This is a genomic window from Phaeobacter sp. JH204B (assembly GCF_048055755.1).
Classification (GTDB): Bacteria; Pseudomonadota; Alphaproteobacteria; order Rhodobacterales; family Rhodobacteraceae; genus Phaeobacter; species Phaeobacter bryozoorum.
Genome location: NZ_JAYMXF010000019.1, coordinates 126,332 through 138,547, shown reverse-complemented (window position 1 = coordinate 138,547; position 12,216 = coordinate 126,332). Strand labels below are relative to the sequence as shown.

Sequence of the window (12,216 nt, the reverse complement as noted above, 5' to 3'; positions counted from 1 at the left end):
TTCTTTGCGGAAGCTCATCTTCTCCCTTCCGATTTTAGCGCTTGCTGCATGCCAGACCACTGGCTCAGCCACGCAAGACACGCAGCCTCAAACTGCGGCAGCGGGGTCCAGCCAAACATCTGTTTCAGCAGATGCAGCCTTTGACCATGGTGTCAAATTTTGCATTGGTTATTTGCAGTCAGGAACTCCTATTGAGACCTTGAGCAATGTCGGCTTCAGGAAAAGTTTGGACGCTTGGTCAACTAAGCCTTTCCTAGCGTCCTCAAGCTTCGAGGACCCCAAAGTATACGTTACCACGGTTCGGGGAGATGAGTGTTTTGTGACAATCACCCCGAAAACCCGCAATGAAATGGTTTCATATTTCGCGAGAGCTGAACGTGTTCTTTCTGCGCAGGGCTACCGCAAGGAAGTAAGGACGTTCAGAAAAGGCAGAAAGTTCACCTATTTCATCAAGGGCACGAATGAGATCAGCCTTCAGGCTTCAACCTCGGGGACTATCGTTTCTGTCCACCTCGCGAACTAAGGCATTTGCTGGAGAGCTTAGATTCCACAGCGCTGTAACAGCGGCCAAGCCGCACTAATAAGGAGACTCCTAAAATGGCAGTCCTTATCGACGAAAACACCAAAGTGATCTGTCAGGGCTTTACTGGCTCGCAGGGCACCTTCCACTCCGAACAGGCCATCGCTTATGGCACGAAGATGGTCGGCGGCGTGACCCCCGGCAAAGGTGGCCAGACCCACCTGAACCTGCCGGTGTTCAACTCCGTGCACGAAGCCAAGCACGTCACCGAGGCGAATGCCTCCGTGATCTACGTGCCACCGCCCTTCGCGGCTGACTCCATCCTTGAGGCCATCGACGCCGAAATGGAGCTGATTGTCTGCATCACCGAAGGCATCCCGGTTCTGGACATGATGAAGGTGAAGCGCGCGCTGGAAGACAGCAAATCGCGTCTGATCGGCCCGAACTGCCCCGGCGTCATCACTCCAGATGCCTGCAAGATCGGCATCATGCCCGGCCACATCCACAAGCGTGGCTCGGTCGGCGTTGTGTCCCGCTCGGGTACCCTGACCTATGAAGCTGTTAAGCAGACCGCCGATATCGGTCTCGGCCAGTCCACCGCTGTGGGCATCGGCGGCGACCCGATCAAGGGCACCGAGCACATCGACGTGCTGGATATGTTCCTGGACGATCCGGAAACCGAATCCATCATCATGATCGGTGAGATCGGTGGCTCCGCTGAAGAAGAAGCCGCAGAATTCCTCGCCGAGCAGAAGAAAAAAGGCCGTTGGAAGCCGGTCGCTGGCTTCATCGCAGGCCGTACTGCCCCTCCGGGCCGTCGCATGGGCCACGCCGGCGCGATCGTCGCAGGCGGCAAAGGTGGCGCAGAGGACAAGATCGAAGCGATGAAATCCGCTGGTATCGTTGTGGCTGACAGCCCGGCCACCCTGGGCGAGGCCGTTCTGAAAGCTATCGGCAAATAATGCCGAAGGCTGCCTCATATGGCATCAAGGACCAAATCCCGGACGGGCACACCCTGTCTGTCCGGGAACCGAGCGGCTGTCCGGGCCGCTCGTCTTCCCGTTTCAGGGATCCTTTTGCAGATAAGATTGTTACCTCCAGAGGCCGTTCTTATCTGCTGCAGGATTCCGAGGGCGTTTTACTCTTCCGAAACGCCTTCTGATCAGGCTGCAACGCATTGACCCAAGGTCGCACCAAAACCGGTCCCAACCCGCAAGAGGTACTCTCATGACCGACCAGAGCCCTAACGATCTCTTCCATGCCTCCTCCTTCATGCAGGGGCACAACGCGGAGTATCTGGAGCAGCTCTATGCCCAATATGCCAATGACCCCAACGCGGTGGATGCCGCCTGGGCGGAGTTTTTCCGGCAGATGGGGGATGCAGAGCTCGACGTGAAGGCCGAGGCCGCAGGCCCCTCCTGGGCGCGCTCCGACTGGCCGCCTGCTCCCAATGACGACCTGACGGCCGCGCTGACCGGCGAATGGCCCGCCCCGGAAGAGAGCAAGAGCGCCGGCAAGAAGATCAAGGATAAGGCCGCAGCCAAGGGTGTCGAAGTGACCGACGATCAGGTCCAGCGCGCCGTGCTGGATTCGATCCGGGCCTTGATGCTGATCCGGGCCTACCGCATCCGCGGTCATCTTGCGGCCAACCTCGACCCGCTCGGGATGCGCGAGGACGCCCAGCACCCTGAGCTGGATCCGCGCACTTACGGCTTCAGCGAAGCCGACATGGATCGCCCGATTTTCATCGACAATGTTCTGGGTCTTCAGGTCGCCTCGATGCGCCAGATCGTGAACATCGTGAAACGCACTTACTGCGGCACCTTTGCCCTGCAGTACATGCACATCTCGGACCCCGAGCAGGCCAGCTGGCTGAAGGAGCGGATTGAGGGCTACGACAAGGAAATCACCTTCACCCGCGAAGGGCGCAAGGCGATCCTAAACAAGATGGTGGAGGCCGAGGGCTTCGAGAAATTCCTGCACGTCAAGTACATGGGCACCAAACGCTTTGGCCTTGATGGCGGCGAGAGCCTGATCCCGGCGATGGAACAGATCATCAAGCGCGGTGGCGCGCTGGGGATCAGAGACATCGTGATCGGGATGCCGCACCGGGGCCGCCTGTCGGTGCTCGCCAATGTGATGCAGAAACCCTACAAGGCGATCTTCAACGAATTTCAGGGTGGCAGCTTCAAACCCGAAGACGTGGATGGATCGGGCGATGTGAAATATCATCTTGGCGCGTCGTCAGATCGTGAATTCGATGGCAATTCCGTCCACCTGTCGCTGACCGCGAACCCCTCTCACCTCGAAGCGGTAAATCCGGTGGTTCTGGGCAAGGTGCGCGCCAAGCAGGATCAGCTGAAAGACCGCGATCGCAGCAAGGTTCTGCCGATCCTGTTGCACGGTGATGCGGCCTTTGCCGGCCAGGGGGTCGTGGCGGAATGCTTCGCCCTGTCAGGGCTGCGCGGCCACAAGGCAGGCGGCACCATGCATATCGTGGTGAACAACCAGATCGGCTTTACCACCGCACCGCATTTCTCTCGCTCCTCCCCCTATCCCACCGACAACGCGCTGGTGGTTGAGGCGCCGATCTTCCACGTCAACGGCGATGACCCGGAAGCGGTGGTCCATGCCGCGAAGGTCGCGACCGAGTTCCGGCAGAAGTTCCACAAGGACGTGGTTCTGGATATCTTCTGCTACCGCCGGTTTGGTCACAACGAGGGCGACGAGCCCATGTTCACCAACCCGCTGATGTACAAGAAGATCAAGGGCCACAAGACCACGCTGTCGCTCTATACCGAACGTCTGGTGAAGGACGGGCTGATCCCCGAGGGCGAGATTGAGGATATGAAAGCCTCGTTCCAAGCTCGCCTGAACGAGGAATTCGAAGCCGGAAAGAACTATAAGCCGAACAAGGCGGACTGGCTGGACGGACGCTGGTCGCACCTCGACAAGCACGGCGCCAAGTATCAGCGCGGCCGTACCGCCATCAAGCCGGACACCATGAACGAAATCGGCACCGCACTTTCACGCGTGCCGGAGGGCTTCCCGATCCACAAGACCATCGGCCGTTTCCTTGAAGCCCGTGGCAAGATGTTCGAGACCGGTGAAGGCATCGACTGGGCGACCGGTGAGGCACTCGCCTTTGGCTCGCTGCTGACTGAAGGCTACCCTGTCCGCCTCGCCGGTCAGGATGCCACGCGCGGCACCTTCTCGCAGCGCCATTCCGGCATCGTGAACCAGGAGACCGAAGAGCGCTACTATCCGCTGAACAACATCCGCAGCGGCCAGTCGCAGTATGAGGTGATCGATTCCGCCCTGTCGGAATATGCTGTCCTCGGGTTCGAGTATGGCTACTCGCTGGCGGAACCCAATGCGCTGACCCTGTGGGAGGCCCAGTTCGGCGATTTCGCCAACGGCGCCCAGATCATGTTCGACCAGTTCATCTCCTCCGGCGAGTCCAAATGGCTGCGTATGTCGGGCCTCGTCTGCCTGCTGCCGCACGGGTTCGAAGGTCAGGGCCCGGAGCATTCCTCCGCCCGTCTGGAACGCTTCCTGCAGATGTGCGGCCAGGACAACTGGATTGTGGCGAATTGCACGACACCGGCAAACTACTTCCACATTCTGCGTCGTCAGCTGCACCGCACCTTCCGCAAGCCGCTGATCATGATGACGCCGAAATCGCTGCTGCGTCACAAGCTGGCGGTCAGCAAGGCCGAGGAATTCACCACCGGCTCAAGCTTCCACCGGGTGCTGTGGGATGATGCACAGCACGGCAACTCCGACACCAAGCTGGTGGCCGACGACAAGATCAAGCGCGTGGTGCTCTGCTCTGGCAAGGTCTACTATGACTTGCTGGAAGAACGTGACGCGCGCGGCATCGACGACATCTACCTGATGCGGATCGAACAGTATTATCCCTTCCCTGCCATCTCCCTCGTAAAAGAGCTGGAGCGCTTTAAGGGCGCCGAGATGGTCTGGTGCCAGGAAGAGCCCAAGAACCAGGGTGCCTGGACGTTCATCGAGCCGAATATCGAATGGGTGCTGACCCGTATCGGCGCCAAGAACAGCCGCCCGATCTATGTCGGTCGCGCCACATCGGCCTCACCCGCGACGGGTCTGGCCAGCGAACACAAAGCCCAACAAGCTGCGCTCGTCAACGAAGCGCTGAGCATCGAAGGATAACACCCTATGACCACCGAAGTTCGCGTGCCCACCCTGGGCGAATCCGTGACCGAAGCCACCGTTGCCACCTGGTTCAAGAAACCCGGTGATGCCGTAGCGGCTGATGAAATGCTCTGTGAGCTGGAGACTGACAAGGTCACCGTCGAAGTCCCCGCCCCTGCCGCAGGCACCCTGGGTGAAATCGTCGCCGCCGAAGGCGAGACCGTAGGGGTCGACGCCCTTCTGGCCACCATCTCCAAAGGTGCGTCCTCCGGCGCCGCAACCTCGGATGCGCCCAAGAGCAATACCACGCCAGCCGCAGACACCGGTGACAAGGCGGGGGCCAGCACCGATGTGATGGTCCCCACTCTCGGTGAATCGGTCAGCGAAGCCACCGTCTCGACCTGGTTCAAGAAGGTCGGCGATACCGTCGCGCAGGATGAAATGCTCTGTGAGCTGGAAACCGACAAGGTCTCGGTCGAGGTGCCCGCGCCGGTCTCCGGCGTTCTGACCGAAATCACCGCCGCAGAAGGCAGCACCGTGGATGCAACGGCCAAACTCGGTGTGATCTCCGGTGGCGACGCCGGCGCCGTCACCCCCGAGCCGACAAAGGCAGAAACCGCCGGTGGTGCGCAATACACCACACCTCCTGCAGGTCAGGGCGGTCCCGCAAAGGATGTCGCCAATGCGCCCTCCGCAGAGAAAGCCATGGCCGAGGCCGGTCTGTCCGCAGATCAGGTCCAGGGCACCGGTCGCGATGGCCGCATCATGAAGGACGATGTCGCCCGCGCTGTGGCTGCGGCCGCAGCGGCACCGGCGGCTACTGCCTCGGCGCCCGCAGCTGCCGCTCCGGTGCGCGCACCTGTGGCAGCCGACGACGCCGCGCGCGAAGAACGGGTGAAAATGACCCGCCTGCGCCAGACCATCGCCAAGCGTCTGAAGGACAGCCAGAACACCGCGGCCATGCTCACCACCTACAACGAGGTCGACATGACCGAGGTGATGGCCCTGCGTAACGAGTACAAGGATCTGTTCCTGAAGAAGCACGGCGTAAAATTGGGCTTTATGTCCTTCTTCACCAAGGCCTGCTGTCACGCGCTGAAGGAAGTGCCCGAGGTCAATGCCGAGATCGACGGCACCGACATCGTCTACAAGAACTTCGTCCACATGGGCATCGCCGCAGGCACGCCCACGGGACTGGTGGTTCCGGTCATCCGCGACGCCGATGCAATGTCCTTTGCTGACATCGAAAAAGCGATTGCCGAAAAAGGCGCGCGCGCCCGCGACGGCAAGCTGTCGATGGCGGAAATGCAGGGCGGCACCTTCACCATCTCCAACGGTGGTGTCTATGGCTCGCTGATGTCCTCGCCGATCCTGAACCCGCCGCAGTCCGGTATCCTCGGCATGCATAAGATCCAGGACCGCCCGATGGCGATCAACGGCAAGGTGGAAATCCGCCCGATGATGTACCTGGCGCTATCCTACGACCACCGCATCGTCGACGGCAAAGGTGCCGTGACCTTCCTCGTGCGCGTCAAGGAAGCGCTGGAAGATCCCCGCCGTCTGCTGATGGATCTGTAGGATAGCATGCGCGCGCTGTTCCAGATTACGGAGAAGGGCCGGGCGGCTGATGGCCGCCGCCTCGCAGCGCGCGCAACTCTTGTTCAGCTCGCCGTTGTCTGGGGGCTGTTCGCCGTTATGGGCACGCTGGAGATTGCTGCTGGGAATGAGATTGCGCCCTACTCGCAAGCGATGGTAGCGGTTTGCATATTCTATATCTTTTTTCTCTATGCTCTCGCCCGCGATTGGGCGGTAGTGGGCATTCTTTACGGTGGATACCTTCTGCTAGGATTTTTTGTTGGCAGCAATCTTATCGGGTTGGGCTTGCTTTACGCTCTTGGCACCATCGTTTCCAGTATCCTGAACTTCGTGGCGCTGTGCGGCATCGTGATCTGGCTGCGAAACCGATCTGCAACCTCTACAAGCATTGTGTAAGGTCTAGATGCCCCCTGAACTCACCGCCCTCACCCTCGCCGCGCTCTTGCAGGTGTTTCAGATCGCCCTGATGGCGGTGCCTGCGAACCTTGAGCTGGGTCAGGGCAAAACGCTTGGCCCGCGCGACCGGGATCGTCTCGGCGGTGATCTGCGCGATCAGCTCTCGACCCGCACCGCGCGTCTACACAGGGCGATGTCAAACCACTTTGAGGGGCTGATCCTCTTCGGGATCGCCTGCCTGGTGGTGTCACTGGCGGGCAAGTCAACCGGGTTCACCGCGGCCTGCGCCTATGCCTACCTCGGCGCGCGCGTCCTCTACATTCCCGCCTATGCCTTTGGCTGGGTCCCGTGGCGCTCGCTGATCTGGTCTGTGGGCTACCTCGCAACCACCCTCATGCTGATTGCGGCCCTGACATGAGCCGTCATCTTTCCCAAAATACTCCGGGGGAGGCCCCGCCAGGGGCCGGGGGCAGCGCCCCCTTTCCCCATGATCTTCATCGCTAACCCCTCAAGGAGCACATCAATATGGCATCCTATGACGTGATCGTAATCGGCGCCGGCCCCGGTGGCTATGTCTGCGCTATCCGCTGCGCCCAGCTGGGCCTCAAGACCGCAGTGGTCGAGGGCCGCGAAACCCTCGGCGGCACCTGCCTCAATGTCGGCTGTATCCCGTCAAAGGCGCTCTTGCACTCCACCCATCTGCTGCATGAGGCCGAGCACAACTTCGCCCATATGGGTCTCAAGGGCAAAAGCCCCTCAGTCGACTGGGCACAGATGAAATCCTACAAGGAAGAGGTCATCGGCCAGAACACCGGTGGCATCGAATTCCTCTTCAAGAAGAACAAGATCGACTGGATCAAGGGCTGGGCTTCCATCCCGGAGGCTGGCAAGGTCAAGGTGGGCGATGACACCCATGAGGCAAAGAACATCGTGATTGCCTCCGGCTCCGTTCCCTCGGCTCTGCCGGGCGTCGAGGTCGACAATGACAAGGGCATCGTGGTGGATTCCACCGGCGCACTGGACCTGCCGAAGATCCCAAAGAAAATGGTGGTAATCGGCGCTGGCGTTATCGGTCTGGAGCTGGGCTCGGTCTATGCCCGCCTGGGCAGCGAAGTCACCGTGGTGGAATATATGGACGCCGTCTGCCCCGGTATGGACAAGGACGTTCAGCGCAGCTTCAAGCGGATCCTTGAAAAACAGGGCCTGACCTTTGTGATGGGCGCGGCCGTCCAAGGGGTCGACGCCGCCAAGACCAAGGCAAAGGTGAATTACCAGCCGAAAAAAGGCGGCGACGAAGAGGTGATCGACGCAGATGTGGTGCTGGTAGCGACGGGTCGCAAACCCTTTGCGGAGGGGCTGGGGCTGGACGCCCTCGGCGTCAAGATGACCGAACGGGGTCAGATCGCCACCGACGCCCATTGGGCGACCAATGTCAAAGGCGTCTATGCCATCGGTGACGTCATCGAAGGTCCTATGCTGGCCCATAAAGCCGAAGACGAAGGCATGGCCGTTGCCGAGGTGATTGCGGGCAAACATGGCCACGTCAACTACGGCGTGATCCCTGGCGTGGTCTACACCACACCGGAGGTGGCCACCGTCGGCCAGACCGAAGATGCGCTGAAAGCCGAAGGTCGCAAGATCAAGGTGGGTAAGTTCATGTTCATGGGCAACGCCCGCGCCAAAGCGGTGCATCAGGCAGAAGGCGGCTTCGTCAAGCTGATCGCCGATAAGGAGACCGACCGCATCCTGGGCGCTTCGATCATTGGCCCGGCAGCCGGTGACCTGATCCACGAAATCTGTGTAGCAATGGAGTTCGGCGCCTCCGCCGAGGATCTGGCGCTGACCTGCCACGCACATCCGACCTATTCCGAAGCTGTCCGCGAAGCGGCGCTGGCCTGCGGTGACGGTCCGATCCACAGCTAAATGGAGCAGCGCAGGAAACCGGGTGCCCTACCCGGGCTCCGCCTGCTAGATATCTAACCCACACCAGAGCGGCCCATCCATGGTGGGCCGCTTTCTCATGAACCGGAGCCTCTGCCATGACTGTCAGCCTGCAAGTGATCTACCCCGCCTGCGCCGACGCGACGTTTGACTATGATTATTATGAGACCACCCACCTGCCGCTGGTCGAAGAACATTTTGGCGATCTGATGGAAACCGTCGAGGCATCGCGCGGGATTGCAAGCGGCCCGGATATTCCGCCGGCCTATCTGCTGATCGCCACGATCACCTTTCCAGATATGGACACATTGGACCGCGCGATGGGCGAAAAAAGCGGACCAATCATCGACGACGTCGCCAATTTCACCAATGTGCGTCCGCAGATCCTTGTCGGTGAGGTCTTGATGAGCTGACCCTGCTCTGCCACCCGGGCGAACCCTGCTGTGAAAGCCCGGATGGGGCATTCACAGCCGCTCCCGGTTACCAGAGGGTCTTGGCTGCACGGGGCGCCCAGGCCTCGTCATAGGCTACACCGCCCTCTTGCCCTGCGGTCTGCTCGGCCAGGATCTCGCCCATAGAAGGAAGCCCCGCGCTTTCGTCGCCTGAGGTCCAGGTCCGCGCCCGCATCAGCGCGCGGGCGCACTGGCTGTAGATCTCGCCAATCTCGATCACAATCACTGTGCGCGGCTGCTTGCCGTTCTTGTCGAACCGGGCCAACATCGCCGCATCCGCAGTGACCCGTGCCCGCCCGTTGACCCGCACCACATTGTTTGACCCCGGTACCAGAAACATCAGCGAAACCCGGGGGTCCCGCAGGATGTTTCGCAAACTGTCGATACGGTTGTTACCGCGCCAATCCGGCAGCGCGAGCGTTCCCGGATCCAGCTCCAGCACCACCGGACCATCATCACCGCGCGGGCTGTCATCGGTCCCCTCCGGCCCAACGGTGGCCAACATGCACAGTCGCGATGCCATGATCCACTGCCGGTACAGCGGCGTCATCTGCCGTGCCACCTTGCGCAGGGACGGTGTTCCCGGAGCGCCATAAAGCGCCTCCAACTCATCAACTGTGCTGAGAAATTCCATCGACCTTGAACCCCGCTTCCTGCATCAACTTGTCTGAATGTGTCTCAACTTCGCGCTCCAGCGTGGCCATGAAGGCATCGCGGTCCAGTCCCGGGGCGATAGCAGGCAGAAATTCCACAACGCCCAACCCCGGTTTGCGCATGATCCCGGTGCGTGGCCAGAACAACCCCACATTGGTCGCCGCAGGCACACAGGGCTGCTCCAGCGCGGCATAAAGGACGCCAGTGCCGATCTTGTAGGGCCGGTCAACCCCCGGCGCGACCCGCGTGCCTTGCGGATAGATCACCAGTTGGCCGGGTTCTGCGAATTCTGCTGCCACGTCCTTGACCATGCGGGCAATGGCATTGCCTTTCTTGCCACGGTTGACCGGCACACAGCCCAGGCGCTTGGCATAAATGCCGATAATCGGCGTCCACAACAGCTCACGTTTCATGATGAACTTGGCTGCTGGCGTGGCGTGAAAGATAATCAGAATATCCAGAAAACTCTGATGTTTGGCCGCAATGATCACCTCATCGGTCGGGACCTCGCCACGCACCTCCGTACGCAGGCCCAGCATCCAACGCGCGCACCACAGCACATAACCGGCATAGCTGCGACAGGCCACCCGGGCACCGCGCGGCGAGACCAGGGCCCATGGCGCAAAGACCAGACCAAAGATCAGCATCATCACATAGATCTGAATCATGAACACGGCCGAGAGCAGCCATCTAAACGCAGTTATCACGCCAAATCTCCAAGACGTTTGTTGGCCGCACGGGTGGTCGCGGCAAAGGCGACAAGCGCGCCAAGCAGAGGGATGCAGAGTGGCAGGAGCCAACTCCAGCCTTGAAAGCCAAGCCCGGTAAGGAACCCGCCCTCGCGGGAGGCTTCGGGCATCAGCCAGACCCCGAGCATTCCCAGCGCCATGCCAACGCCGGCACCAAATAGCGCGCGCAGGGTGAAACGCCGGATAAAGGCCTGAGCGATATAGGTGTCCAGCGCGCCGACGAGACGCAGCACCTCAATCACCTGGGCATTGGCCGCGAGCGCTGCATTCGCAGCAAGGGTGATCATCGCCGCGGTGGCCCCGCCGATCAACAGGATGGACACCCAGGCCAACCGCCACAGCGCCTGGGCAGCATCCACCAGCGGCGCCCGCCAGCGCGTGTGATCATCCAAGATCGCGCCCGGAACCTCAGCCTGAAGGCGCAAGCGCAGACCGGTCTCATCATAGCCCGGATCGTCCTCGATCACTTCGATCAGCTGTGGGATCGGCAGCGTATCCAGCGGCAGTTTGGTGCCAAACCATGGCGCCAACAGAGCCGCCTGTTCCTCGCGACTCAGCGCACGAGCAGAGGCGACACCCGGCGTCTGTTCCAGAATGGTCATTGCTGCCTCGGTCTGGGCAGCACGCTGCTCCGCCGGTGCATTGATCCGTAGCGTGGCCGCGCGCGCCAGTTCCTCTGCCCAGCGATCTGCCAAACGGCCGGAGGCCAGCGACAGCGCCAAGGCAAAAACCGCCAGAAACGCCATCGCACCAGAGACAAACAAAGTCAGCTGGGCGGTAAATCCACTGGGCGGAACAACACGGTCAGCCTGGGCATCCCCGACAATCAGGTTGCGCAAACGTGTCAGTTTCATAGGTCCGCTCCGGCCTGCTGAAGCTGGCGGTTCGAAATCCGCAGGACTCGTGCCTGAACCTGCTTCTTGGCGGCCCGGATCAACGACAGATCATGTGTCGCGACCAGAACGGTTTTGCCCATGTGATTCAATTCCACCAACAATTGCAGCAGCCGCTGCGACATGTCCCAATCCACGTTGCCAGTTGGTTCATCGGCGATGATCACCTCAGGCGAGAGGATCACCGATCTGGCCAGCGCCGCGCGCTGCCGCTCACCACCAGAGAGCTCCGGTGGGGTGGCATGGGCGCGCTCCGACAGGCCAACCCAGTTCAACAGCTCGCGCAGATTAGCCTCTTCCTGGGTGATATCCCGCCCGGAGACCGTCAACGGCAACGCGATATTCTCCAGCACCGGCAGGTGATCGAGGAACCGGCAATCCTGGTGGACCACCCCGATGCGGCGGCGCAGATAGGCCATCTGGTCACGATCCAGCCCCTTGATATCCATGTTGAAAGCACGTGCGCGGCCTGACGTTGGTGTCAGCGCGCCGTAACAAAGTTTCAACAGGGTGGTCTTGCCCGCGCCCGATGGGCCTGTCAGGAAATGGAACGACCCCGGTGCCAGCTGCACCGACACGTCGCTCAGCAGTTCCCCGCCACCGTAGTTGTACCCCACATTGTCCAGCTCGATCACGGCGGTCCCCTTTTGGTCACCGGTGTTTTGCCCGACTGTGCGCCCAGTTTCAATGGTCCGCGCTGTTGCCACGCCACCCCGGCTGAAACAGTCCGTTCAGATGAGAGCGATTGGCTCTTTCGTGGAAAGACGGAACTGCCTATGATTATTCAACAATCACCCGCCGACAGCCGCCCGGCCCCCCCGGGAGCCACCTCAGGTCCCAAGGAGTGA

At 60.9% G+C, this 12,216-nt stretch carries 12 protein-coding genes; 8 read left to right on the top strand and 4 right to left on the bottom strand.

Annotation, left to right across the window (positions count from 1 at the left end; translation table 11 throughout):
- Nucleotides 1-4 precede the first annotated feature (4 nt).
- The 8 genes from VXL81_RS10965 (at nt 5) to VXL81_RS10930 (ending at nt 9,033) form a co-directional block, all read left to right on the top strand.
- On the top strand, nt 5-523 hold the full coding sequence (locus VXL81_RS10965) for a hypothetical protein (protein ID WP_416543360.1): 519 nt from the start codon (nt 5-7) through the stop codon (nt 521-523).
- Between the two features lie 74 nt (nt 524-597).
- Nucleotides 598-1,482, top strand: coding sequence for a succinate--CoA ligase subunit alpha (gene sucD / locus VXL81_RS10960; RefSeq protein ID WP_008559701.1), 885 nt, complete (start codon nt 598-600; stop codon nt 1,480-1,482).
- Nucleotides 1,483-1,747: 265 nt separating this feature from the next.
- Nucleotides 1,748-4,705 (top strand): 2-oxoglutarate dehydrogenase E1 component, encoded by a 2,958-nt coding sequence (locus VXL81_RS10955; protein WP_416554236.1) that lies wholly within the window; start codon nt 1,748-1,750, stop codon nt 4,703-4,705.
- Nucleotides 4,706-4,711: 6 nt separating this feature from the next.
- Nucleotides 4,712-6,265, top strand: coding sequence for a 2-oxoglutarate dehydrogenase complex dihydrolipoyllysine-residue succinyltransferase (gene odhB / locus VXL81_RS10950; protein WP_416554234.1), 1,554 nt, complete (start codon nt 4,712-4,714; stop codon nt 6,263-6,265).
- Nucleotides 6,266-6,271: 6 nt separating this feature from the next.
- A complete protein-coding gene (locus VXL81_RS10945) occupies nt 6,272-6,679 on the top strand; it encodes a hypothetical protein (RefSeq protein ID WP_416554232.1) in 408 nt (135 codons plus the stop codon).
- A gap of 7 nt (nt 6,680-6,686) precedes the next feature.
- Nucleotides 6,687-7,097, top strand: coding sequence for an MAPEG family protein (locus VXL81_RS10940; protein ID WP_340544289.1), 411 nt, complete (start codon nt 6,687-6,689; stop codon nt 7,095-7,097).
- A gap of 107 nt (nt 7,098-7,204) precedes the next feature.
- Complete coding sequence (gene lpdA / locus VXL81_RS10935; protein ID WP_416545567.1) at nt 7,205-8,602, top strand: dihydrolipoyl dehydrogenase; 1,398 nt, start codon at nt 7,205-7,207, stop codon at nt 8,600-8,602.
- A 116-nt stretch (nt 8,603-8,718) separates the two neighbouring features.
- Nucleotides 8,719-9,033: an EthD family reductase gene (locus VXL81_RS10930; protein ID WP_416545569.1), complete on the top strand. Its 315-nt coding sequence runs from the start codon at nt 8,719-8,721 to the stop codon at nt 9,031-9,033.
- Nucleotides 9,034-9,100: 67 nt separating this feature from the next.
- Here the strand turns inward: VXL81_RS10930 and VXL81_RS10925 are convergent, their stop codons facing one another.
- Genes VXL81_RS10925 through VXL81_RS10910 form a run of 4 tightly spaced genes read right to left on the bottom strand, consistent with a single transcriptional unit; the run spans nt 9,101 to nt 12,003 of the window.
- On the bottom strand, nt 9,101-9,706 hold the full coding sequence (locus VXL81_RS10925; RefSeq protein ID WP_416536442.1) for a pyridoxamine 5'-phosphate oxidase family protein: 606 nt from the start codon (nt 9,704-9,706) through the stop codon (nt 9,101-9,103).
- The gene (locus VXL81_RS10920) at nt 9,684-10,433 is read right to left on the bottom strand and encodes a lysophospholipid acyltransferase family protein (protein WP_416554230.1); all 750 of its coding nucleotides are present in this window, start codon (nt 10,431-10,433) and stop codon (nt 9,684-9,686) included. Before VXL81_RS10920 ends, VXL81_RS10925 begins: the two co-directional genes overlap by 23 nt.
- Nucleotides 10,430-11,329 carry a cell division protein FtsX gene (locus VXL81_RS10915; RefSeq protein WP_416554228.1) on the bottom strand — a complete coding sequence of 300 codons (900 nt, stop codon included), beginning with the start codon at nt 11,327-11,329 and terminating at the stop codon, nt 10,430-10,432. The genes VXL81_RS10920 and VXL81_RS10915 overlap by 4 nt, the downstream gene beginning before the upstream one ends.
- Nucleotides 11,326-12,003, bottom strand: a complete 678-nt coding sequence (locus VXL81_RS10910; RefSeq protein ID WP_340544281.1) for a cell division ATP-binding protein FtsE — start codon at nt 12,001-12,003, stop codon at nt 11,326-11,328. The genes VXL81_RS10915 and VXL81_RS10910 overlap by 4 nt, the downstream gene beginning before the upstream one ends.
- Nucleotides 12,004-12,216: the final 213 nt, after the last annotated feature.